Origin of the sequence: Rhizobium sp. LjRoot254, assembly GCF_964254105.1 — a bacterium.
GTDB lineage: Bacteria > Pseudomonadota > Alphaproteobacteria > Rhizobiales > Rhizobiaceae > Rhizobium_E.
Window position 1 is genome coordinate 3,077,742 of record NZ_CAXUSM020000001.1, and the last position, 23,749, is coordinate 3,101,490.

General features: G+C 62.0%; 21 protein-coding genes. 13 read left to right on the plus strand and 8 right to left on the minus strand.

The window, feature by feature from the left end; genetic code table 11:
* The first annotated feature begins 3 nt into the window (after positions 1 to 3).
* The 6 genes from ACSQ26_RS15200 to ACSQ26_RS15225 all read left to right on the plus strand — a co-directional run bounded on the left by ACSQ26_RS15200 (position 4) and on the right by ACSQ26_RS15225 (position 7,213).
* Positions 4 to 906 carry an ABC transporter permease gene (locus ACSQ26_RS15200; protein WP_436010176.1) on the plus strand — a complete coding sequence of 301 codons (903 nt, stop codon included), beginning with the start codon at positions 4 to 6 and terminating at the stop codon, positions 904 to 906.
* Positions 899 to 1,723 (plus strand): ABC transporter permease, encoded by an 825-nt coding sequence (locus ACSQ26_RS15205; RefSeq protein WP_436010178.1) that lies wholly within the window; start codon positions 899 to 901, stop codon positions 1,721 to 1,723. Before ACSQ26_RS15200 ends, ACSQ26_RS15205 begins: the two co-directional genes overlap by 8 nt.
* Positions 1,724 to 1,763: 40 nt before the next feature.
* The gene (locus ACSQ26_RS15210; RefSeq protein ID WP_436010180.1) at positions 1,764 to 2,786 is read left to right on the plus strand and encodes an extracellular solute-binding protein; all 1,023 of its coding nucleotides are present in this window, start codon (positions 1,764 to 1,766) and stop codon (positions 2,784 to 2,786) included.
* An 82-nt stretch (positions 2,787 to 2,868) separates the two neighbouring features.
* Entirely contained in the window at positions 2,869 to 4,551 is a 1,683-nt protein-coding gene (locus ACSQ26_RS15215; RefSeq protein WP_436010182.1) for an amidohydrolase, read from the plus strand.
* Positions 4,548 to 5,906: a glutamine synthetase family protein gene (locus ACSQ26_RS15220; protein ID WP_436010184.1), complete on the plus strand. Its 1,359-nt coding sequence runs from the start codon at positions 4,548 to 4,550 to the stop codon at positions 5,904 to 5,906. The genes ACSQ26_RS15215 and ACSQ26_RS15220 overlap by 4 nt, the downstream gene beginning before the upstream one ends.
* 2 nt (positions 5,907 to 5,908) lie before the next feature.
* Positions 5,909 to 7,213 carry an NAD(P)/FAD-dependent oxidoreductase gene (locus ACSQ26_RS15225; RefSeq protein WP_436010186.1) on the plus strand — a complete coding sequence of 435 codons (1,305 nt, stop codon included), beginning with the start codon at positions 5,909 to 5,911 and terminating at the stop codon, positions 7,211 to 7,213.
* A gap of 84 nt (positions 7,214 to 7,297) precedes the next feature.
* Here ACSQ26_RS15225 and ACSQ26_RS15230 read toward each other — a convergent pair whose 3' ends face one another.
* Both ACSQ26_RS15230 and ACSQ26_RS15235 read right to left on the minus strand, forming a co-directional pair.
* Complete coding sequence (locus tag ACSQ26_RS15230) at positions 7,298 to 8,059, minus strand: SDR family NAD(P)-dependent oxidoreductase (RefSeq protein WP_436010188.1); 762 nt, start codon at positions 8,057 to 8,059, stop codon at positions 7,298 to 7,300.
* Positions 8,056 to 9,912, minus strand: coding sequence for a feruloyl-CoA synthase (locus ACSQ26_RS15235; protein WP_436010190.1), 1,857 nt, complete (start codon positions 9,910 to 9,912; stop codon positions 8,056 to 8,058). The genes ACSQ26_RS15230 and ACSQ26_RS15235 overlap by 4 nt, the downstream gene beginning before the upstream one ends.
* Positions 9,913 to 10,048: 136 nt before the next feature.
* Between ACSQ26_RS15235 and ACSQ26_RS15240 the strand changes: the two genes are divergently transcribed.
* From ACSQ26_RS15240 to ACSQ26_RS15250, 3 genes are read left to right on the plus strand one after another with little or no spacing between them, the layout of a single operon-like run.
* Positions 10,049 to 10,843 (plus strand): crotonase/enoyl-CoA hydratase family protein, encoded by a 795-nt coding sequence (locus tag ACSQ26_RS15240; RefSeq protein ID WP_436010192.1) that lies wholly within the window; start codon positions 10,049 to 10,051, stop codon positions 10,841 to 10,843.
* A 10-nt stretch (positions 10,844 to 10,853) separates the two neighbouring features.
* Complete coding sequence (locus ACSQ26_RS15245; protein WP_436010194.1) at positions 10,854 to 11,321, plus strand: MarR family winged helix-turn-helix transcriptional regulator; 468 nt, start codon at positions 10,854 to 10,856, stop codon at positions 11,319 to 11,321.
* Complete coding sequence (locus tag ACSQ26_RS15250; protein ID WP_436010196.1) at positions 11,318 to 12,193, plus strand: amidohydrolase family protein; 876 nt, start codon at positions 11,318 to 11,320, stop codon at positions 12,191 to 12,193. Before ACSQ26_RS15245 ends, ACSQ26_RS15250 begins: the two co-directional genes overlap by 4 nt.
* Positions 12,194 to 12,356: 163 nt before the next feature.
* On the opposite strand, the gene ACSQ26_RS15255 is transcribed toward ACSQ26_RS15250, so the two are convergent.
* The 3 genes from ACSQ26_RS15255 to ACSQ26_RS15265 all read right to left on the minus strand — a co-directional run bounded on the left by ACSQ26_RS15255 (position 12,357) and on the right by ACSQ26_RS15265 (position 15,969).
* On the minus strand, positions 12,357 to 13,271 hold the full coding sequence (locus ACSQ26_RS15255; protein WP_436010198.1) for an alpha/beta hydrolase: 915 nt from the start codon (positions 13,269 to 13,271) through the stop codon (positions 12,357 to 12,359).
* A gap of 54 nt (positions 13,272 to 13,325) precedes the next feature.
* Positions 13,326 to 14,426 carry an NAD(P)-dependent alcohol dehydrogenase gene (locus tag ACSQ26_RS15260; protein ID WP_436010200.1) on the minus strand — a complete coding sequence of 367 codons (1,101 nt, stop codon included), beginning with the start codon at positions 14,424 to 14,426 and terminating at the stop codon, positions 13,326 to 13,328.
* Positions 14,427 to 14,496: 70 nt separating this feature from the next.
* A complete protein-coding gene (locus ACSQ26_RS15265) occupies positions 14,497 to 15,969 on the minus strand; it encodes a benzaldehyde dehydrogenase (RefSeq protein ID WP_436010202.1) in 1,473 nt (490 codons plus the stop codon).
* Positions 15,970 to 16,309: 340 nt separating this feature from the next.
* Here ACSQ26_RS15265 and ACSQ26_RS15270 point away from each other — a divergent pair, with 340 nt between their 5' ends.
* From ACSQ26_RS15270 to ACSQ26_RS15285, 4 genes are all read left to right on the plus strand, one after another.
* On the plus strand, positions 16,310 to 18,133 hold the full coding sequence (locus ACSQ26_RS15270) for a sigma 54-interacting transcriptional regulator (RefSeq protein WP_436010204.1): 1,824 nt from the start codon (positions 16,310 to 16,312) through the stop codon (positions 18,131 to 18,133).
* A gap of 186 nt (positions 18,134 to 18,319) precedes the next feature.
* Entirely contained in the window at positions 18,320 to 19,354 is a 1,035-nt protein-coding gene (locus ACSQ26_RS15275; protein WP_436010206.1) for a TRAP transporter substrate-binding protein, read from the plus strand.
* Between the two features lie 34 nt (positions 19,355 to 19,388).
* The gene (locus ACSQ26_RS15280; protein ID WP_436010208.1) at positions 19,389 to 19,925 is read left to right on the plus strand and encodes a TRAP transporter small permease; all 537 of its coding nucleotides are present in this window, start codon (positions 19,389 to 19,391) and stop codon (positions 19,923 to 19,925) included.
* On the plus strand, positions 19,922 to 21,232 hold the full coding sequence (locus tag ACSQ26_RS15285) for a TRAP transporter large permease (protein ID WP_436010210.1): 1,311 nt from the start codon (positions 19,922 to 19,924) through the stop codon (positions 21,230 to 21,232). Before ACSQ26_RS15280 ends, ACSQ26_RS15285 begins: the two co-directional genes overlap by 4 nt.
* Positions 21,233 to 21,249: 17 nt before the next feature.
* Here the strand turns inward: ACSQ26_RS15285 and hpaI are convergent, their stop codons facing one another.
* From hpaI to ACSQ26_RS15300, 3 genes are read right to left on the minus strand one after another with little or no spacing between them, the layout of a single operon-like run.
* Positions 21,250 to 22,062: a 4-hydroxy-2-oxoheptanedioate aldolase gene (gene hpaI, locus ACSQ26_RS15290; protein WP_436010212.1), complete on the minus strand. Its 813-nt coding sequence runs from the start codon at positions 22,060 to 22,062 to the stop codon at positions 21,250 to 21,252.
* Positions 22,063 to 22,071: 9 nt separating this feature from the next.
* Positions 22,072 to 22,875 (minus strand): 2-oxo-hept-4-ene-1,7-dioate hydratase, encoded by an 804-nt coding sequence (gene hpaH, locus ACSQ26_RS15295; RefSeq protein WP_436010214.1) that lies wholly within the window; start codon positions 22,873 to 22,875, stop codon positions 22,072 to 22,074.
* A gap of 1 nt (position 22,876) precedes the next feature.
* Positions 22,877 to 23,746, minus strand: coding sequence for a fumarylacetoacetate hydrolase family protein (locus ACSQ26_RS15300; RefSeq protein ID WP_436010216.1), 870 nt, complete (start codon positions 23,744 to 23,746; stop codon positions 22,877 to 22,879).
* Positions 23,747 to 23,749 lie beyond the last annotated feature (3 nt).

The following is a 23,749-nucleotide window of genomic DNA, read 5'->3' on the forward strand; positions in this document are numbered from 1 at the left end:
TCCATGGCAACCGATGTCGATATCGCGGAAGCTCAGATCAGCCATAAACGATGGCTCACCGTGCCCGCCCTGCTTTGCATTTTGCTCTTCGGCGTCGTGCCGCTCATCACCGTGCTGAGCTACTCGCTCATGCAACCGTCCGAATATGGCGGCGTCATTCCGAAATTCTCGTTCGACGCCTATGTTTCGCTCCTGTTCCAACAGGACATCTTCGACGATACCCTCTCCTTCTCGCCGGATTACCTGATCATTTTTGCCCGGACGGTCGCCTTCGGCGTGGCCACGACCGTGCTCTGCCTGCTGATCGGATTTCCGACCGCCTATTTCATGGCAACGCGACCGCCCCATACGCGCAATAGATGGGTGCTGCTGATCACAATTCCCTTCTGGTCGAACCTGCTCGTCAGGACGATCGCCATCATGTTCATCATCCGTGATGAAGGTCTGGTCAACATGGTCCTGCTGTCACTGGGCCTCGCCGACAAGCCGGTCGGCATGATCTTCACCGATTTCGCGATCGTGCTGGGCCTGATCTACAGCTTCCTGCCCTTCATGATCCTGCCGATTTATGCGGCGCTCGAGAAGATCGACTTCAGGCTGGCCGAAGCCGGCTTCGATCTCTATGCCTCCCGCTTCCAGATCTTGTGGCGGATCATCATCCCGCTTGCCATGCCCGGCATCATCACCGGCTGCGTCCTGGTATTCATCCCGACCTTCGGCGCCTACGTGACGCCGCTCCTGCTCGGCGGTGGCCGGCATATGATGATCGGCGACCTGATCGCGCTTCAGTTCGGCTCTTCGCGGAACTGGCCGTTAGGTTCAGCCTTTGCCACCGTGCTGATGGGTTTCGTGATGCTGGCGCTCTATATCCAGGCGCGCAAGGCTATGGGGGTCAGTCATGGCTAAGGCATTCATCAAGGGCACCGCCGACGTCAAGAAACAGCCGGGCTTCGCCGTCATCGCAGCCATCTGCATCGCGGTGCTCTATCTGCCGCTGATGATCATCGCCACCTATTCCTTCAATGCCGCGAGCAATATCGGTGCAGCCTGGAAAGGTTTCACCATCGACTGGTACGCCTCCGCCCTGCAAAATCGGGAGTTTTACGACGCGGCCATTCTCTCCATCGGCCTGGCGTTCGCCGCCATGGTGATATCCACGGTCCTGGCCACCGCCGCGGCGCTCGGCACGACACGCGGAAAGCCATGGCGAGGCCAGACCGCCGCTTTAGTGACCCTCACCACGCCGCTGGTTATTCCGGAAATCGTCACGGGTATTTCTCTCCTCGCCTTCTTTGCCGCGGTCGCCGCGCTGATCGACTTCAATCTCGGCCTCGGCAAACTGCTGATCGCCCATGTGACCTTCTGCATCCCCTTTGCCTACCTGCCGATCAAGGCGCGTCTCGAAGGCATGGACGAGACGCTCGAAAATGCGGCGGCTGATCTCTACGCCACGCGCTGGCAGACATTCCGCCATGTGACACTGCCGCTGCTCGTCCCGGGCATCTCCTCCGGCGCGGCACTGGCTTTCATCGTCTCGTTCGACGATTTCACGATCACGCAGCTGATCGCCGGACCGGGAGAAACCACCCTTCCGCTCTACATCTTCACCCGCATCCGGCGGGCACTGACACCCGAGATCAATGCCATGTGCACGCTGCTGCTCATGATCTCGTTCATCTTCATCATCCTGTCCTTCGCCATATCAAAGCGCAGGAGCCAGTGAAGCCCGCGCACCTCCTCCAGCACAAAAGGGAACTTGTGACATGCTGAAATCCTCCTTGCTTGCCATTGCGGCATTTGCCTTGTCCACCTCCTCGGCCCTGGCCGCCGGAGAGCTGCATATCTACAATTGGGGCGAATACACCAACCCGAAACTGATCGAAAAATTCGAAAAGACCCACGACGTCAAGGTCACCCTGGACTTCTACGATTCCAACGAAACGATGATGTCCAAGATCCGCGCCGGCGGCTCCGGCTTCGATATCGTCGTGCCCAGCGATTATGCCGTCGCGATCATGATCGAGGCAGGCATGCTGGAAAAGACCGAGCCGGCCTCAATGGCGAACTACAAGAACATGAACCCTGATATCGTCGACATCTATTTCGACAGGGGCCGGCATTATTCCGTGCCCTGGCAGCTTGGCGTGACTTCCTTCGTCGTCGACACCGCCGTCTACAAGGGTGACGTCAATTCGTACGCCATCCTCTTCGATCCTCCGGCCGAACTGAAGGGCCGTATCAACATGCTCGACGACATGACGGCGACCATGCATGCCGCGGAACGCTATCTGGGGTTTCCCCGCTGCACCGCGGACAAGGCTCAGTTGAAGGCCGTCAACGAACTCCTGAACAAGGCCAAACCCTCCTGGCGCACCTTTTCCTACGACTCGCTCCAGTTGCTTGCCGCCAAGGACGTCGATGCGGCGATGATCTGGAATGGCGCGGCGTTTCGCGCGCGTGCGCAGCGTGAAACTCTGGTCTTTGCCTATCCGAAGGAAGGGATCGAGGGCTTCATGGATAATGTCGTCGTCCTCAAGGGTGCCGCCAATATCGAAAATGCGAAGCTTTTCCAGAACTTCATCATGGATCCGGAGAATGCCGCGCTGATTTCCGATTTCGCCAAGTACAACAATGGCATCGTCGGATCGGAAAAGTATCTCACCGAGGACTTCAGCGGCGCGCCCGAGATCAAGCGCCCGGAGGGTGCCACGCCGGAATATGTGGCGCCGTGCCCGTCCGAGGTCGTCACGATGTACAACAAGATCTGGACGAACCTCCGCAAGTAACTCGCTCCATCCCCCGAAACGCCCACCCGCCGGCACCGCGCCGGCGGGCTGAGGCCGATCGCGACAAAATCTGGAAGACGACATGACGCAAGAACCCGCCGATCTCATCATTCACAATGCAAAAATCCTCAGCATGGACGATGCCCAGCCGAGAGCCGAGGCGATTGCCATCCGGCACAACCGGATTCTTGCAGTCGGCAGCAATGACGACATCCTGAAATTCGCAGGCGCATCGACACGCCAGGTCGACGCATGCGGCGCAACCGTTCTTCCGGGGTTCAACGAAGCCCATATGCACATTTTCGGCGGATCAGTCGGGCTGACCGAACTTTCGCTGTTCGGCATACAGGGCTTCGAGGCTTTTGCGCGCACGGTGCGGGACTATGCGGCGAGCAAGCCGGACCTGGCGCTGCTGGTTGCCCAACAGGCGGATTACTCGATCCTCGGCCGGAACGAACCGGTGACGCGCCACCATCTCGATCGCATCCTCCCGGATCGACCATTTCTCATGTATGCGCCCGATCACCATACGGCCTGGGCGAACACGGCGGCGCTGAAAGCTGCCGGCATCCTGGCAGGCCGCGATGTCGGCGTCGGCAACGAGATCGTCATGGGAGAAGACGGCCTTGCCAATGGCGAACTGAAGGAGGCCGACGCCATCGGCCCGGTCGCGCGCCTCAGCCAGACGGGTGGACGTGAAGGGCTCGGGGTGGCGACGGGGAGAGACCCGGATTCCGTCACGCCGGAGGAACGCCAGACCGATATCGACGTCATCCGCAAGGGGCTCGACTACTGCGCCTCGCTCGGTATCACCTCGATCCAGAATATGGACGGCAATCTCTATCAACTCGAAATGCTGGAAGAGATCGAGCGCGATGGCGGCCTGCCGGCAAGAATACGCGTTCCGTTCCATATGAAGAATTTCATGCCGCTCACCGAGTTGAGGGAAAAGGCGACGTCCTGGCGCGACCGTTTCAATGGCGATCGGCTCAGGTCGGATTTCGTCAAGATGTTTGTGGACGGGGTCACAGAGTCGGGAACGGCATTTTTTGCCGACGATTATGCCGACGAGCCGGGCTGGCGGGGCGAGCCGTTATTCTCCGCCGAGCACTTCAATGAAATCGTCACCACCGCCGACAGCCTCGGTTTGCAAATCGCCGTCCATGCCATCGGCGACGGCGCGGTGCACATGGTCCTGAATGGTTATCAGGCCGCATCGGAAGCCAACGGCCAGCGCGACAGCCGCCATCGGGTGGAACATATCGAGACAGCGCTTCCGAGTGATTTTCAGCGTTTCGCGGAACTCGGCGTCGTGGCGTCGATGCAGCCGACCCATCCGCCCGGTTCCGCCGGCCTGCCGCTCGAACCCTATCTGAGCCGCATCGGCGAACAGCGCTGGCCGCACGCCTTCGCATGGCGGACTCTCGCCGATCTGGGCGTGAAGATCGCCTTCGCGACAGACTGGCCGGTCTCGCCGCTCGATCCGATGTATTGCATCCAGTGTGCGATGACCCGCGAGACCTGGAAGGAGGGTCTGCCGGACCTGCGCCTCTCGCTCATGGAGACGCTCGTTGCCTATACGCGGACCAGTGCCTGGGTCGAATTCATGGAAGATCGGAAGGGCGTGCTGAAGTCTGGTTATCTCGCTGACGTGGTCGTGCTGAGCGGCGACATCGAAGCGGTGCCTTTTGATCAGATCGAAATGCTTCGCCCTGTTATGACCGTCTGCGACGGCCGCATCAGTTACCAAGCTGGTGGATCATGATTGATGAACACGAAGCGATAGAATTCTTTCGCAACAACCCCGATATCGAAGTGCTCGAGGCCTTCGTGATCGACGTCAACGGCGTGCCGCGCGGTAAATGGATCCCCCGCGAACGCGCAGTCGAGGTATTGACCAAGGGCATGGCGATCCCGCGCTCAGTCTACGCCCTCGATGTCTGGGGCCGGGACGTCCATGGCGCGGGTCTGGCCGAAGGCACGGGTGACCCGGATGGAATGTGCTTTCCGGTTCCGGGATCGCTTGCGCGCATCAGCTGGCTGAAAAGGCCGACGGCGCAAGTGCTGCTCTCCATGCGCAATGCGGATGGGACCGGTTTTTACGGCGACCCGCGCCAGGTTCTGGCGGCAGTTCTCGAACGCTACAGGAAACGGGGCCTCACGCCGGTCGTCGCAACCGAGCTCGAATTCTATTTCATCGACCCGGTGCGGTCGGCACTTGATCCGGTGCGTCCGCCCAATACCCGCGAAGGCCGTTGGCATACCGGCCAGACGCAGGTGCTTTCGATCGCCGAACTGCAGGATTTCGAAGACGTATTTCACGAGATTTCCACGACCTGCCGCGCGCAGGCCGTGCCTGCGGATACGACGTTGCGCGAGAATGGCCCCGGCCAGTACGAGATCAACCTCAACCACGTGCCGGATGCCTTGCGGGCCGCAGACTATGCCGTGCTGCTGAAGCGCATCGTCAAGGGCGTCGCGCGCAAGCACGATCTCGACGCTACCTTCATGGCCAAACCCTATGGCACCCAAGCCGGCAGCGGCATGCATGTGCATTTCTCGATCCTGGACGAAAAGGGACGCAACATTTTTGTCGGCGGCGATCGGCCCGCGGAGACGCTGCTCCATTCGGTCGGCGGGCTTTTGCAGAATATGGGCGACAGCATGGCGGTATTCGCGCCGCATGCGAATTCCTACCGCCGTTTGCGGCCGAGCGAGCATGCGCCGACCTACGCGTCCTGGGGCTATGACAATCGCTCCGCCGCAGTGCGCGTGATCACATCAAGCAAGCCCGCAACCCGGATCGAGCATCGCGTCGCCGGCGCCGACACCAACCCCTATCTCGTCCTGGCTCTCATCCTGGACGCGGCGCTGATGGGCATGAACATGAAGGTGAAACCCGGCGGCGAGATCACCGGCGACGACCATGCGCTCGATCACGAGCCGCTGCCGACCAACTGGGATTATTCCCTGCAGCGCTTTGCCAAGTCAGGCTTCGCTTACAGCGCGTTCGGGCCGGCTTTTCGGTCGCTTTACGCCAGTTGCAAGCAACAGGAACTGTCGGAATTCTCGCTGCGCGTCACCGACGTCGAGTACGACGCCTATATCAGGACGGTATGATCATGACCATTCATGCGCAATTCGCTTCCAATCCAGGCCACGCCGCGTCCTGGTATGCGGCGACAGCCAATCAAAAATCGGTCCGCCCAGCCCTGCAGGGAGAGGTCGCGGCTGATGTCTGTATCATTGGGGCTGGCTTCACCGGCATTTCGGCGGCGCTCGAACTCTCGGAACGAGGCTACAAGGTCGTCGTCCTCGAAGCCGAGCGCATCGGCTTTGGCGCCTCCGGCCGCAATGGCGGCCAGATCGTCAACGGCTACAGCCGCGATCTCGAAACGCTCGAACGGCGCTACGGACCGGAAAAGGCGCGCGCACTCGGGGCAATGTCGCTCGAAGGCGGCGAGATCATCCGCGGGAGGATCGAGAAATACGCCATCGATTGCGATCTCCGGCATGGCGGCTTTTTCGCGGCGTTCACCCAGAAACAGATCCGCGACCTGGAAGCCGTCAAGGCAAAATGGGAGAAGCATGGGCATGAGCATCTCGAAATCGTCTCGCAGGAGGGCGTGGCCAGCTATGTGAAGACTGACCGCTATGTCGGCGGCATGATCGACAAACGCGGCGGCCATATCCATCCGCTCAATCTCGTGCTCGGGGAGGCCGCCGCGGCGGAATCGCAGGGTGCCGTGATTTTCGAGAATTCAAGGGTCGAGAAGATCGAGACCGGAAAGGAACCAATCGTTGCCACGCCGAAGGGTACAGTGCGGGCGAAATATGTCCTGGTCTGTGGCAATGCCTATCTTGGCAAGCTGCTTCCGAAGATAACGGACCGGATGATGCCTGTCTCCAGCCAGGTCATGGTCACCGAGCCTCTCGAGCCAGAACTGATCGAAAGCCTGCTGCCTGCCGACTACTGCGTCGAGGATGCCAATTACGTGCTCGACTACTACCGCCGGACCGCTGACAATCGCCTGCTCTATGGCGGCGGCATCGGCTATGGCGGCCAGGACCCGAAAGACCTTACCGCAATCATTCAGCCGAACATGCTCAGGACATTTCCTGAATTGGCAAAAGCAAAGATCGACTTCGCCTGGAGCGGCAATTTTGCCCTGACGCTCACCCGCATCCCGCATGTCGGGCGTATCTCCGACACGGTGTTCTTCTCGCATGGCGACAGCGGGCACGGCGTGACGACGACGCATCTGCTGGGCAAGATCCTGGGCGAGATGGTCACCGGCCATGCCGAGCGCTTCGATATCTGGGCGTCCCTGCCGAGCCTGCCCTTCCCAGGCGGAAAGACGTTCAGGGTGCCGCTGACGATGCTCGGCGCCTGGTGGTACGGCATGAGGGACAGGCTTGGCCTTTGAATGAGGATGCGATGTAGGACGGGTGTCAAACCGCGCGGCACCTTTCAGATCAAGCGGGAAGCCGGGCTAAATGACCATAGCCTCCTATCGCGGCTGCATGCGGATGGCACCGTCGAGGCGGATGACCTCACCATTCACATACTGGTTTTCGATCGCGAACCGAACCGCGTCGGCGAATTCCGAGGGATCGCCGAGCCTCGAAGGATAGGGAATGGCGGCAGCGAGGCTGTCCTGCGCCTCCTGCGGCAGCGAATGAAGCAGCGGGGTGAGGAAGATGCCGGGGGCGATCGTGTTGACGCGGATCCCGAAGCGCGCGAGTTCCCGTGCCGCCGGCAAGGCCAGGGACACGATGCCGCCCTTGGAGGCTGCGTAGGCCGCCTGTCCGATCTGCCCCTCGAAGGCCGCGACCGACGCCGTGTTGACGATGGCGCCTCGCGCCTTGTCCTCGCGCTCCGGTGCCTCGGCCATGCGCGCCGCCGCGAGCCGCATCATGTTGAACGTGCCGATCAGGTTGACCCGGATGACGCGTTCGAAATCGGCGAGCGGCATCGGCCCGTTCTTCGAGAGAACGCGCCCTGCCGTGCCGATCCCTGCGCAATTGACGAGGATCCTCAAGCCGCCCTCGGCCTTCGCGGCTTCATCAACGGCCCTCGCCGCATCCTCTTCGGAGGTGACATCACCGGCGATCGCAACGCCGCCGATCTCGGCCGCGACGATGTCCGCCGCTGCGCCATCCCGGTCGAAGACATGCACCTTCGCGCCGAGCCCGGCCAGCAGGCGCGCTGTCGCAGCCCCGAGGCCGGAACCCGCTCCCGTCACAATGGTGCTCGATCCTGCGATCTTCATGCCGCGATTTCCTTGCTTGCCAGGATGACATCGGGCGCGCCGGCATAGAGCGCGTCGATAAGGTCTGAACGGTTGGCCCGCACAGCCCGCTGGTTGAGCGAGCCCTTGTCGGTAATCTCACCCTTGTCGAGGCGCGGCGCTTCGCGCAGCAGCATGAGGCGCATCACCCGGGTCGACGAGCCACTCGCGCTGCGCTGATGCCGGGCGAGCCGTGCGGCCAGGAGCGCCTTGACATCAGGATGCGAGAGCACATCCTCGTCCGAAAGTCCGTCCGCGCCGCCGATGGCTTCGCGCAGCGTCTTTGGTACCGGTATCGCGAGCGCGCCAAGCTCGGCCCGGTCCTCGCCGGTGATCACCGCGTCGCGGATAAGCCCGCCGAACTGATCGACCAGTTCCGCCCTGAGCTTGCCGACCGAGACCCAGGTTCCGGTCTGGAGTTTGAAGTTCTCCGCTGTCCGGCCTTCGAAGTAGAAACCTCGCGACGGATCGCCGGGGACAGCCAGCCGCACCGCGTCGCCAATCATGTAGAAGCCTTCCTCATCGAACGCCTCGGCGGTCAGCTTGGGGTCGCGCCAGTAGCCGGGCGTGATGTTCGGACCGTTCAGCCTGAGCTCGTACTTGTCGTCGATCGGCACGAGCTTGAGCGCGATCCCCTGCGCGGGAATGCCGATATTGCCCGGCCTTTCCTGCGGCTCCGTGCAGAACAGCGAGAAGGGTCCGGTTTCGGTCGATCCGAGGCCGCTTGAGATCAATACCTGCCCGCCCGTCACCTGTTCGGATAGTTCGAGCAGCGCATCCCAGGTGTGCTGGGCCATGCTCGCGCCGGCATACATCAGGATCTTGAGATTGCGGAAAAAGCTGTTCCGCAATACCTCGTCGCGGCGCATGGCATCCACCAGCATTTCATATCCCGCCGGCACGTTGAAATACCAGGTCGGCGAGATCTCTCTCAAATTGGCGATCGTCTCGCCGATCAGCGCAGGTGTCGGCTTGCCGCGATCTAGATAGAATGTACCGCCGTTATAGACGACGAGGTTGAACACCTTGTTGCCGCTGGCCGTGTGGTTCCAGGGCGCCCAATCGACGATGACGGGCGGCTCGTCGCGGAAAAATGCGTAGCAGTCGGCGACCATTTCCTGGTTCGAGCACAGCATCCGCTGGGTCTGCGTCACCGCCTTGGGCGCACCGGTCGTGCCCGACGTAAAGAGGAATTTCGCCACCGTGTCCGGGGTGACGGCGAGAAAAGCGCGGTCGACATCCGGCCCCACTTCGGTCTTCAACAGCGCGTTGAACGAAATCGCCGACTGCCGCGTGGGCAAGGGATTGCGAACCGCAATGACGGGCAGTTCCGCGCTGAAGGCGGCGTCGATGGCCTTGCCGAAGGTTGCTCTATCGTCCGCGAAGACGGCGCCGGGCGTCATCTGCCGCGCTATGTCCTTGAGCTTTCCGAAACCGGGATCGGCCGTGGCATAGGCCGGCGTGACGGCCGCGGAGGGAATGCCGACATGCTGCGCGCCAAGCGCCATAATGGCATGTTCGATCGAATTTTCCGAGAGGATCATCAGCGGCCGCTCGACCGATAGGCCGAGATCGAGAAGCGCCTGGCCGATGCGACGGATCATGTCCAGCGCCTGGCTGTAGGTGACCTTGCGCCAGCCGCCGGCGTCATTGCGCGCGGCCATCCAGACCCGATCCGGCGCGGTCTCGGCCCAGTGGACGAAACGCTCGTTGATGCAACGGGGATAGGGCCCGAGCGCATCCTGCCGCCATACCATGATGGTACCGTCGGGACGCTGTTCCCAATCAAGCCTTGGCGACCACAGCTTGACCTCCTGAATACGTCTCTCCGTCATGACTCTCCTCCAGAGCACGCAAGTAACGATATTGACCGACCTTAGATCGATCTCAAAATTTGTTTACAAGGAAACAATCCATGTGTAAACAATCATCACGAAAACAAGTTGAAGACGGGTGAACCGGGAGGACGACATGAGCGGAGACGCGGCACCGAATTTCGTGACCTATGAGATCGTGGGCGACGTCGCCCACATCGGTCTCGACCGGCCGGAGAAGCGGAATGCGATCAGCGACGCCTTCGTCGAGGCGATTGCCGAAGCCGTGGCGAGAGCCGAGCGCGAGGCGAAGGCCGCGGTGCTCTACGGCCACGGCAAACATTTCTGCGCCGGCCTGGATCTCGGCGAACATGTCAGGAAATCGGCGATCGAGGGCGTGCGAGGTTCCCGCCGCTGGCACGCGGTCTTCTCCGGCATCGAACATGGTACGATCCCCTGGATCTCGGCCCTTCATGGCGCCGCGGTCGGCGGCGGGCTGGAACTCGCCGCGTCCACGCATATTCGCGTGGCCGACGAAACCGCCTTTTTCGCTCTTCCCGAGGGCCAGCGCGGCATCTTCGTCGGCGGCGGCGGCTCGGTCCGCGTCGCCCGCCTGATGGGCGTCGCGCGCATGACCGATCTCATGCTGACGGGCCGCGTCGTATCGGCCGGTGAAGCCGAGCGCTGGAACCTCGTGCAATATGTCGTACCGTCGGGCGAGGCGCGCAACAAGGCGCATGAACTCGCGCTGGCTGCCTCCACCAATGCGGCGCTCTCCAACTACGCCGTGATCAATGCCCTGCCGCGCATCCAGGATATGGCCAAGGAGGACGGCCTCTTCGTCGAATCCTTCATTTCCTCCTTCACCGCCACCAGCCCGGAGGCGGAGGAGCGGCTGACCGCCTTCCTCGAGAAACGCGCCGCCCGCCTCAAGGCGCCGGGCGAGAGCTGAGGATCGCAATATGGACGCTCCCGTACGCCATCTCGATCAGGTGAAGCTCGGCGCTCTCGCCGATTCCGTCGGCTTTCTCCTGCGTCTCGCACAGTTACGTGCCTTCGACGACTTTTTCTCGGAGAACGGCCCACGGGATCTGAAGCCCGGCGAATTCTCGGTCCTCTGGGTCATCGCCCGCAATCCCGGCATCCGCCAGAGCGTGCTTGGTCAGAGGCTGATGATCAAACGCGCGCATATGACAAAGCTGATCCGCGCCATGGAAGAAGCAGGCTTTGTCTCGCGCCGCATACCCGATCGCGACCGCCGCGCCGTGGAACTTACGCTGACGCCATCCGGCGAGAGCGAAGTCGCAAAAGCGAGCGCTCTCTTCTTCGACTACGAGCAGAGAACTGGTGCGCCACTGGACGACCGGGAGCAGGCGGCGTTGCTCGCGCTCCTCAAGAAATATGTCGGGTTGCGGGAGGAGCAGGAATGAATATCGACGAACTTATCGCCATCGACATCCACACCCATGCCGAGGAGCCTTGCGGCTGCCAGCGCAACGACGGGTATCATGAATTTCAGGCCGGTATGGCCAAATATTTCAGGAATCCAGCAGGCGCCCAGGGCATGCTGCCGACGGTCCAGGAGACTGCCGCATACTATCGCGAACGCAGGATCGCCTGCGTCATTTTCCCCGTGGATGCCGAGCGCGAAACCGGATTTCGCCGCTACGAGAACGAGGAGGTGGCGAAGATCGCAGCCGACAATTCCGACATCATGATCCCCTTCGCCTCGATCGATCCTGCCAAGGGCAAGATGGGCGCGCGCGAGGCACGCCGCCTGGTGCGGGAATTCGGCATCAAGGGTTTCAAGTTCCACCCGACCATGCAGGCATTCTACCCGAATGACCGCGAGGCCTATGTGCTCTACGAGGCGATCGCCGAAGAGGGCGCAATCGCTCTCTTCCATACCGGCCAGACCGGGGTCGGCGCCGGAATGCGCGGCGGCATGAACATGCGGCTAAAATACTCCAATCCGATCCATCTCGACGATGTCGCGGCCGACTTCCCTGATATGCCGATCATCCTGGCGCACCCCTCCTTCCCGTGGCAGGAAGAGGCGCTGGCGGTCGCGACCCACAAGCCGAATGTCTATATCGACATGTCCGGCTGGTCGCCTAAATATTTTCCCCAGATCCTGATCCAATATGCCAACACGCTCTTGAAGAAGAAGATGCTGTTCGGCTCCGACTGGCCGGCGATCACGCCGGACCGGTGGCTCAAGGATTTCGAGACGATCGACATCCGCGACGACGTCCGCCCGCTGATCCTCAAGGAAAATGCGCGGAGGCTGCTGAAGCTCTGATCGGCATTGGCGCCAGCGCTTGCAGATGGGCTGGCGCCGGAACGCGATCGATCGCTATCGACCTTCTCTTCGTCTGGCCCTTCATGCAACACCGTCTCTGTCGGGGGGAGGTGGCCGCCAGTCCCATGTTGTCCTCCCAGACTGAAGAGTGTCGAAAAAATCGTCAGACCGCGACGCGCCTTGCGATGGCGGCTTGCAGGTGCTCGTGAAGAAAGCCGCCGGCTTCCTCGATCGAGGCCATGCCCTCGTCGAGCATCGGCGCGAAGAGCTGCCAGGAATGCACCATGCCGTCGAAGATCTTGAGTTCGGCGGACACACCGGCAGCCTTGAGCCTTTCGACGACGGTCACGGAATCGTCGCGCAGTATCTCCCAGGAGCCAACCTGGACGAGCGTCGGCGGCAGGCCGGTGAAATCGCTGTAGAAGGGCGTGACCAACTCCGACTTGCCGTCGCCGGCGCCGACATAGACCATGTTGAAAAGGTCCATGAGACCGCGTGTCAGAAGCGGTGCATCGGTCACGGAACGATGCGAGTCGCCCTCACTTGCGAGATCAAGCGCGGGAGACATCAACACCAGCGCGGCCGGCTGTGGCAGCCCCTCCTTCCTCGCCCTGACGGCGACCGAAAGCGCGAGATTGCCGCCGGCGCTGTCCCCGGTCAGCGCGATTGCTGCCGGGTCATAGCCCTGCGCCAAGGCCCATTGGTAGACGGCGAAGGCATCGTCATGCGCGGCCGGCGCCGGGTCCTCGGGCGCCAACCGATAGTCTGCTGCCAGCACCGCGGCACCCGACGTGCGGGCGAGATGGGCGGCAATCACCCGGTGCGAGCGGCTCGAGCCGAGGAGGAAGCCGCCGCCGTGGTAATAGATCACCAGCCTGCTCTCGTCGGTCTCCTCCCGGCGGATCAGATCGCCGCCACAGGGGCCGGCGGGCACCCGTTCGATCATCGAACCATCGGCGATTGGTGTCTGGGCGTTGATGCCCTCGAACCACTCGCGCATCATGTGAGGTGTGGCGTTTTCGGGTGGCGGGTTCTGGCTGCTGATATCCAGAATGAAATCGAGTTGCGCTTTCGACATGGTTTCCTCCCTGAAATGTCGGATGGGAAAGGGCCTACGCGGCCCTTCCGCCGGCTATTGCATGCGCACGATCGGCTTGATCGTCCTGCCGCTCTCGGAATCGTGGATCGCCTGATTGATCTCGACGAAGTCGTAGAATTTCACGAGCTTGTCGAAGGGGAAGCGGCCCTGGGCATTGAGTTCAACCAGCATCGGAATGAAGGTGTCCGGGTTGGATTCGCCCTCGACGATCCCGATCAGCCGGCGGCCGCCGCTCATGAAGTGGACCTCATCGAGATTGATCTCGGTGCCCATGGCCGAGGCGCCGAGAATGCCGCAGGCGCCCATCGGGGCCAGCGCCATTACTGCACCGCGGATGACTCTCGAAATCCCCGTCGTGTCGAGCGCGAAATTCAGCCCGTAGCCGGTGATCGCCATGATTTCTGTCGTCGCATCGACCTTGCCGGGATTGATCGTGTGGGTGGCGCCGAGTTCGCGCGCCATATCAAGCCGCTCGTCATTCATGTCGACGGCGATGATCGTCGTCGCGCCGACGACCTTGGCGGCCATCAGGGCGGACAAGCCGACAGAGCCGGACCCGAACACGGCGAAGGATTTGCCCGCCGAAACCTTGAGCGCATTCATAACGGCGCCAGCGCCGGTCTGGATACCGCAGGCGAGCGGCCCGAGCAGTTCCAGCGGCACCGTGTCCGGGACCTTCACGACATTCACCTCATGGCAGATGGCGTGGGTGGCGAAGGACGACTGGCCGAAGAAGTTGCCATGGATGCGCTCGCCGTCCGCCGAGAGCGCGCTTGAGCCATCGGTGCGCGCGGCAAAGAAGTTGCGCGGGAAAAATTCGTGGCAATAGCTGATGTGATGGTCCTGGCAGCTCGGGCAATGGCCGCAGGAATTGAAGGTCATCACCACCTTGTCGCCGGCCTTTACCTTCGAGACGGAACGGCCGACCTTTTCGACAATGCCGGCACCCTCATGGCCCAGCACCACCGGCAGAGGCGTCGGCAGCATGCCGTCGCGCACGACGATGTCGGTGTGGCAGACGCCCGTGGCGACGACCTTCACGAGGATTTCGTTATCCCTCGGCTCCTCGATATCGATGGTCTCGAGGCTGAGGTCCGCGCCCTGCGCGCGGGCGATGGCAGCTTTGATCTGCATGGTGGTCTCCGGAATGAAATGTCACGCGGGGGATGCGGGCACTCAGGCCCGCATCCGGTCCTGGGAGTGATCAGAAGGGATAGGGGGTCGCGGCGTCCTTGACGGAAATCCACTTCCAGGTGGTGAATTCCTCGATATCGGCCGGCCCGCCGATGCGGGTGCCGTTGCCGGACTTGCGCGGGCCGCCGAAGGGCGCGAAGGGGCCGCCATTGACCGTCTGGTCGTTGACATGGACCATGCCGACATCGAGTTCGTCGGCGATCCGCATCGCGCGGCCGGTATTGGAGGAAATCACGCCGGCGGCGAGGCCGTAGTCGCTGTTGTTGGTAAGCGCGATCGCCTCTTCCTCGGTGGCGAAGGAGGCAATGCAGGCCACCGGGCCGAAGATTTCCTCGTCGAAGGCCCGCATTCCGGGCCTGACGCCAGCAAGCACGGTGGCGGCATAGAAGCGGCCGTCATGGGTGCCGCCTGCGAGCAGCCTGGCGCCCTTGGCGACGGCATCTTCTACGATCGCCTGGATGCTCGCCACCTGGCCGTCCGAAATGATCGGGCCGAGCGCCACCTGATTGGTCGCGGGATCTCCGGCCGGCAGATGCGATGCTTTCGCGACCAGCTTCTCCGTCAATGCATCGGCGATCTTTTCATCGGCGAGGATCAGCCCCGTCGCCATGCAGATCTGGCCCTGGTGCAGGAACGCGCCCCAGGCCGAATTCGAGGCCGCGATGTCGAGATCGGCATCGTCGAGCACGATCAGCGAGTTCTTGCCGCCAAGCTCCAGTTGGACCTTCTTGAAATGCTTGCCGGCAATCTCGGCAACTTTCGAGCCGCCTCTCGCCGACCCGGTGAAGGAGATCATCGCAATGTTGGGATCGATGCACATCGCTTCGCCGGCGTCGGCGCCACCCGGCACCACCTGCAGCACGCCCTTGGGCAGGCCGGCTTCCTCGAAGATGCGGGCGATGATGATGCCGCCCGAAATCGGTGTGCGCGGATCGGGCTTGTGCACCACCGCATTGCCGAATGCCAGCGCCGCGGCGATCGAGCGGATCGACAGCACGAGCGGGAAATTGAAGGGCGAGATCACGCCGACGACGCCGTGCGGCACCCGCTTGGCATAGTTCGTCCGGCCATCCATCGACGGAATCATCATCCCCATCGGCGACGTGGCCAGCGACGCCGCATGGTGGATGAAGAGCGCGCCATGCTCGATCTCGATGCCGGCCTTCGGATAGATCGATCCGGATTCCCGCATGATCCAGGGGATGAGTTCGGCGCCGTTCTGCTCAAGCAGGTCGGCGGCCTTGGACAGGATGCGTGCCCGGTCGGTCGGCAGCGTCTTGGCCCAGGCCTTCTGGGCGGCGCGAGCCTCGGCGGCGGCACGGGCGATATCGGCAGCGCCGCCGACACCGACCGAGGCGATCACCGCGCCTGTCGCCGGATCGGTCACGTCCATCACGCCTGCGGTCGTCGCCTGCCAATCGGCAAAGAAGGCGCGCCCCTGCCAGCGCTCGCTGTCCAGGAAATTCTGGTTTTCGATGTTCATCATCTTCCTCCTCAAAAATATCGCTCGGCCGTCGGGAGGTGCGGACACAGCTTCGCCGTCGCAAGATCGGACGCTTTTGCCCGGGCTTGCCGCCTTGCCGTCACATGGCTGTCTGCCGATGTCCTCCTGCCGCCTCCTCAAGCGGTTCGGAAAGGATGCTGCAAAGGCCGTGCCAGAATGGACGAGACGCCGGATTGTTGCCTGGAGGAAATCATAAGGCTTTGACAGCGCTTCGTTTTTCGCCGCTCAGCCGCGAGCGCCCATCGCTCCGGTCGATGGCATTGCAATTACGAAAATAATGAAATAGCTTTGATTAATTCATCAAATTATTAATGTGATCATGACAGATACGCATCGTCCCGACGGATTGATCTCTCTTGCCGAAGCCTCTCGCAAGACGGGCAAGATCCTCACGCGCGGCGCTTTCAGCGAACTCGACACGGGTGCCGCCCCTACCCTCACCGATCTCGCCGAAGCGCTCCACTTCGCGCTCGGCGACGGCCGGATATGGCTCAACGACCAGCGCATGGTGCTGATCCAGTCCCTCGTACTGGGGCGATTGAGGCAGGAGATCATCGACGCCTTCGGCACGGAGACAGCCAAGGGCCTCTTCATGCGCGTCGGCTATATGCAGGGTGTGCGCGATGCGGAACTGATCCAGAAGCGCTTTCCCCAGGAAGATCTGACGCATGCGCTGGCGGCTGGCCCGCGCGTCCATACGCTCGAAGGCTTCGTCAAGGTCACGACGAAGCAGTTCCAGTTCGACCTCCGGAAAGGCACCTATTTCGGCGAATTCTACTGGGACGACTCCTCGGAAGCCGCGGAGCACATCTCAAGCTACGGCATCTCCAGCGAGCCGGTCTGCTGGATGCAGACGGGTTATCCCTCAGGCTATACCAGCACGCTCTTCGGCAGGCCGGTGATCTTCCGCGAGATCGAATGCGCCGCCATGGGCGCCCCGCGCTGCTTCGTCGTCGGCCAGCATGTCGACGCCTGGGGCAAGGACGCACCGGAGCGGCACTATCTCGGCCTGGACTGGAAGAGCGGGCGTTATGTCGCCGTGGACCGTCCGAAACCGACGCCGGCGGCAAAGCCGTCCGGCGGGAGCGTGTCGGACGCCACCGAAGGCCAGGTCGTCGGCGTCTCGGCAAGCTTCCTCCGCACCCGGCTGATGCTGGAGAAGGTGGCCGACACCGATGCGACGGTGCTGTTCATGGGCGAATCCGGCGTCGGCAAGGAGCTCTTTTCCAACGAACTCCACAAGCTGAGCCCACGCGTGCAAGGCCCCTTCGTGCCGATCAACTGCGCGGCCATTCCCGAAAACCTCGTGGAATCCGAACTGTTCGGCGTCGAGAAGGGCGCGTTCACCGGCGCGGTCCAATCGCGCGCCGGCTATTTCGAGCGCGCGCATGGCGGCACGCTCTTCCTCGACGAAATCGCCTCGCTCACCTATTCGGCGCAGGGCAAGGTGCTCAGGGCGGTTCAGGAGCGCAAGATCGAGCGCGTCGGGGGAACCAGGACGATCCCCATCGACGTACGCGTCGTCGTAGCCTCCAATGTCGATCTGGCCGAAGAGGTGCGCGCTGGCCGTTTCCGGCAAGACCTCTATTTCCGCCTTTGCGTGTTTCCGATCGTCATTCCGCCGCTACGCGACCGGCGCGACGATATTCCGCTGCTCGCAGCGCATTTTCTGAAACTCTTCCGCGAGCGGCATCGTCGCGATGTCGCCGGCTTCACGCGGCGCGCGATGGATGCCCTCCTCGCCTATGATTTCCCAGGCAATATTCGCGAGCTCCAGAACCTTGTCGAGCGTGGCGTCATCTACACCGAAAGCGGCTCGCTGATCGATATGCAGCACCTGTTCACAGGGTTCGAGAAAGTGCCATCGCTCTCCCTGAAGCTGACCGGCGAGGGCCGCATCGGCGTGGCGCCGCAGGACGGAACGGACTTAACAGGCGAGCGGCGGATGATAACGGCGCCCGAGGCTCTCAAGCGCGCCGAAGCCGAGCTCTATCGCTCCGCGCTCGAAGCCGCCGGTGGGAACGTGTCGGCGGCCGCGCGTCAACTGGGACTGACGCGCGCCAAGCTGGAGTATTGGCTCAAGAAACAAGGGCGTGTTCCGCTTCTAGAATCTGGACAAGCTCGCGATAGAGGTTTGGGGTGATAGCAGCCCGAACTGTGATAGACTTGTCGAAAACTCGGCCAAATCATAACAAAACAGATATGATTTGGCCGTTTTAATTTATTTGAACCTGCGCACGCAATTTGAAATGATCAAGCCGCTCGAAGGCATACGCAAGGAGGACGCGTACGGATCGGGCAAGCCAGATCAACTGTGGGAGGAGAGCCAATGTTAAGAAGATGCGTTCTTGCGGGTTTTTCGGCAGCCTCGCTGCTGCTGGTCGGCGGCGGCGCCTTGGCGGCCGACGTGACGCTAAAACTGCATCAGATGCTGCCGCCGCAGGCGACGATTCCATCGAAAGTGCTGGTGCCCTGGGCCGAACAGGTCAAAAAGGATTCGGGCGGCCGCATCGAGGTCGAGCTGTATCCGGCAATGCAGCTCGGCGGCAAGCCCGCAGACCTTGTCGATCAGGCTCGCGACGGCGTCGTCGACGTTGTTTGGACTGTCATCGGCTATACGCCGGGCCGCTTCCCGAAGACCGAAGCCTTCGAGCTTCCCTTCATGATCACCACTGCGGAAAAGAGCTCGCAGGCCTTTTATGAATATTACGAGAAGCATCTCAAGGACGAGTTTGCCGATTACCACGTGCTCGCGGTGCATACCCATGGCCCAGGCCTGATCCACACGATCGGCAGCAAGCCGGTCAACGGCGTCGAGGATATGAGTGGCCTCAAGCTGCGTGGCACCTCCAAGGTCGTCAATGCTCTGCTCGAGGCGATGGGCGCTTCACCCGTCGGCATGCCCGTCACGGCCGTGCCGGAGGCACTGTCGAAGAGCGTCATCGATGGCTCCGTCGTGCCTTGGGAAGTGACGCCCGCCATCAAGATCGCCGAACTCGCGCCCAATCACACCGGCTTCTCGGGCGACAAGGGTCTCTATACCGCAACTTTCCTGTTTGCGATGAACAAGGAAGCCTATGATGGCCTTCCCGATGATCTCAAGCAGGTCATCGACAAGAATTCGGGCATGGAACTCGCCAGGAAGTTCGGCATCGCGATGGACCAGGGCGACATCCGCGGCAAAAAGATCGCCGAAGACGCCGGCAACAAGATCATCATCCTCGACGAGGCCGAAACCGAGAAGTGGAAGACGCTTTCGGAGACGGTGACGACGGCCTGGATCGAGGACATGAACGGCAAGGGCCTGGATGGAACGGCCTTGTTCAACGACGCTGTTGCCCTGATCGACAAATACAACCAGTAACGCGAAACACCAGGCGATCCCGGGGGAGGGCTCGATGCAAAACACGGCTTCCTCCGGCACCGCCGGACGGACCATATACAGGCTTGCCGAATGGGTCGCCATCGTCGGAGGCCTCTGCCTCGTTGCGGCCTCCGTGCTCACCGGTATCTCCATCGCCGGCAGCGTGACCTACAAGCCGCTGCCGGGCGAGATCGAAGTGGTCGAGATCCTCTGCGGCCTGGCGGTCTTCGCCTTCCTGCCCTATTGCCAGCTCCACAAGGGCCATGTCGGTGTCGATCTCTTCATCGGCATGCTCGGGCATAGGGCAATCAACTGGACCCAGCTGGTCGGCGACATCATCATCACCGTGCTCTTCGCGCTCCTGACATGGCGGCATTGGATCGGCACGCTCGACAAGTTCCGCAATGGCGAATTCACCCCGATCCTGTTCATTCCGATCTGGTGGGGTTTTGCCGCGGCCATGGTCCTGCTCGTCGTCAATCTCGTGATCAGCGCCTGGACGGTTTATGCCGACATCCACGATATCAGGCGCGGTATTGACGTCGAACTGCCGCTCGGGGGCCACGGATGAGCAACATCGAAATCGGCCTTTGGTCCTTTCCTGTCCTCATTTTCCTGATCTTCCTCCGGATTCCGATCGCCGCGGCAATGCTCGGCACCGGCATCATCGGCACCTGGCTGGTGACCGGCAAATGGATGATCATCTTCAATCAGCTGAAGGCGGCGCCCTGGAATACCAACGCCAACTATTCGCTGTCGATCATTCCGCTTTTCCTGCTGATGGGCCAGTTCGCTGCTCGCGGCGGGTTGAGCCAGGCGCTGTTCAATGCGGCTTCGGCCTTCCTCGGCCATCGCAAGGGCGGGGTTGCCATGGCGGCCATCGGCGCCTGCGCCGGCTTTGGGTCGATCTGCGGTTCCTCTCTCGCCACGGCTGCGACGATGGCGCAGGTGGCACTGCCTGAACTCCGCCGTAACGGCTATGCCGGGGGCCTTGCCACTGCGACGCTGGCGGCCGGAGGCACGCTTGGTATACTCATTCCGCCCTCCGTCGTGCTGGTGCTCTATGCGATCCTGACCGAGCAGAATATCGCAAAGCTGTTCCTCGCCGCCTTCGTGCCCGGCATCATCGCGGCGGTCTCGTATCTGACCGTCATCGCCATCTATGTCCGCCTCAATCCCGGTTCTGCCGGCACCGTCGCACGGCTGCCCTGGGCGGATCGCGTCCCGCCTTTGGTCGCCGTCTGGCCGGTCCTGGTGATCTTCTTCCTGGTGGTCGGTGGCATCTATCTCGGGTGGTTCACCCCCACGCAGGCGGCAGCCGTGGGTGCCGTCGGCACAGGGCTGGTCGCCTGGCTGCGCGGCGGTCTCGGCAAAGGCGCGCTGTTCCAATGCCTCAAGGAGACCGCTGTCTCCACCGGCATGATCTTCTTTATCGTGCTCGGCGCCTCGGTGTTCAACTCCTTCCTCGCTTTTTCCCGACTGCCGCAGGTTGGTGCCGAATGGGTCACCGCCCAGGGCTTCACGCCGATGACGGTGCTGATCATCATCCTGGTGCTCTACATCATCTTCGGTTGCATCATGGACTCGTTGTCGATGATTATCCTCACCGTGCCGATCTTCTTCCCGATCGTCACCGCAATGGATTTCGGCCTCTCGCCCGAACATTTCGCGATCTGGTTCGGCATCCTGGTGCTGATGGTGGCCGAGATCGGGCTGATCACGCCACCTGTGGGGCTCAACCTGTTCATCATCGCAGCGATGGCGAAGGAGGTGCCGATCCGCGAAACCTATCGTGCCATCATCTGGTTCGTCGGTGCGGATTTGCTGCGTATCGTGCTGCTGACGGCCTTCCCTCTTATCAGCGTGTTCTTGATCTGAGCGTCAAGCAAACTCGCTTAATAGGCCTGACCGGGATTGGCAGCGTTTTGACCTGCAGTATCAGCCGCCTTGAATTCATTCAGCAATCTGGTCGTTGCGTTGACGAACAATCCGACATCGCTGCCGATGCCCACGAATGTCGCGCCGAGTTCTAGATAACGCCGAGCGAGCATCTGGTCCGCGGTGAGGATGCCGGCGGCCTTGCCGTGTGTCTGGATGCGCTTCAGTGCGTCCTCGACAGCGGCCTGGACCTCGAGTGAGCCCGGCTTGCCCAGGAAACCCATGTCGGCAGCTAGGTCGGCAGGGCCGACGAAGACGCCATCGACGCCTTCAGTCGCGGCAATGGCATCGAGATTGGCAAGGCCTGCCCGGCTCTCGATCTGCAGCAGCAGGCAGACCTCGTCGTTCGCAGTCTGCAGATAGTCAGGGATGCGATTGAAATTCGAAGCCCGTGCCAGAGCAGCCCCGACGCCACGGATGCCATGTGGCGGATAGCGCACGGCACGAACCATGGCCTCGGCCTGGTCCTTCGTCTCGATCATCGGAACAAGGACGGTCTGGGCGCCGATATCGAGGATTTGCTTGATGATCCAGGCTTCGCCGACCGGTGGACGCACGATCGGATGCACCGGATATTTCGCCAACGCCTGCAACTGTGTGACCAGGGTCTGGATATCGTTCGGCGCATGCTCTGCGTCCACCAGCAGCCAGTCATATCCCGCGCCGCCACATATCTCGGCAGTGTAAGCGCTGGTCAGCGCGACCCATAGTCCGATCTGGGCGCGGCCTTCTTTCAGAGCCGCCTTGAAGGCATTCTTGGGTGCGGGCATCTTAGGGCCTCATTGGAAGAAGCAGGAAACGGTGCCGTACGGCCCGAAATCGGCGGTGATCGTATCGCCATGCCGCGCCTCGATCGGCCGGATGAACGAACCGGCGAGCACGATCTGCCCCGCCTCGATTCCCGCGCCATATTGCGCCAGCCGGTTCGCCAGCCAGGCGATGCCGCGCGCTGGGTGATTGAGCACGCCAGCGCCCAGGCCAGTCTCCTCTACCTCGGCGTTGCGGGAGACGATCGCGCCCATCCAGCGCATATCGACATTGTCGGGTCGCATTTGCCGACCGCCGATGACGATGCCGGCATTGGCGGCATTGTCGGCGATCGTATCGACGATGGTCCGCGCCTTCTTCGTCTCGGGATCGACCCGCAAGACGCGGGTGTCGAGGATTTCGAGCGCCGGCGTCACGTAGTCTGTCGCATTCAGCACATCGAAAATGCTGACATTGGGGCCTTTGAGCGGCGCCTTCATCACGAAGGCGATCTCGGCCTCGATGCGCGGCTGGATGAAGCGGTCGGCCGGTATCGTCGCGCCATCCTCGAACACCATGTCGTCGAACAGCACACCAGAATCCGGCGTTGAGATGTTGAGGGCGTATTGCATCGCCTTGGAGGTTAACCCGATCTTCCAGCCGATGACCTTGCGGCCGGCAGCGATCTTTTTCTTCACCCAGTCGGCCTGGATGGCATAGGCGTCATCCATGGTCATGTCAGGATGTTTCAACGATAGGAGACCGATCTGCCTGCGATCTCTTTCAGCGGTATCGAGCGCCGAAGCAGCCTCCGAGATTTGACCTGGCGTCAGCATTCTACACCTCGTCTTCAATCGTGTTGCGCAGAATGCCGAGCCCGTCCGCCTCGATCTCGACGACATCGCCGGGCTTCAGCCAGATCGGCGGATCGAAGCGGGCGCCGGCACCTGTCGGCGTGCCGGTGACGATGACGTCCCCGGGCACCAGCGTGGTGAAGGTCGAGATATAGTTGATGATCTTGCGGAAGGAAAAGATCATCCGCGACGTGCGATCCTGCTGGCGGACCTCGCCATTCACCCGTGTCGTCAGTTGGACGTCGGCCAGTTGCGCCTCGTCCGTGAACGGCACCAGCCACGGACCAATCGACCCGGTGCGGTCGAAATTCTTGCCCTGCGTGACGTTGAACTTGGCGTGCCGCACCCAGTCGCGGATCGTGCCTTCGTTGCAGAGCGAGAGCGCTGCGACGTGAGCCAGTGCCTCGCTTTCGGGAATCCGCCGCCCGCCCTTGCCGATGACGATAACGATCTCGCCTTCGTAATCGAGTTGCGGGCTTTCCGGTGGCCGGATCAGCGGCTGATCGTGGCCGGTGAACGAGCGCGGAAAGCGGATGAAGAGCGAAGGGTTGGGGGGTGCTGCCTGACCGTCCTTGTATTCCTCGTTGCGGTCGGGGAAATTGACGCCGACGCAGATCAGTTTCTCCGGAGCCGGGATCGGGATCTCGAAGCGGAATGTGCCTGGCAGGACGTCGGGCTCAAGGCTCGCGGCCTCGGCGGACAACTGCTGCAGTGCGCCCGCCTCGATCACCTCGCGCAGGGTCGGCCATATCGCGCCATGCCGCGATGAGAGATCGACGATCGCCTCGCCCTTCACCAGCCCATAACCCTGCTTCCCGTTCACCGAAAAGCTTGCAAAGCGAGGATGTGTCATCCG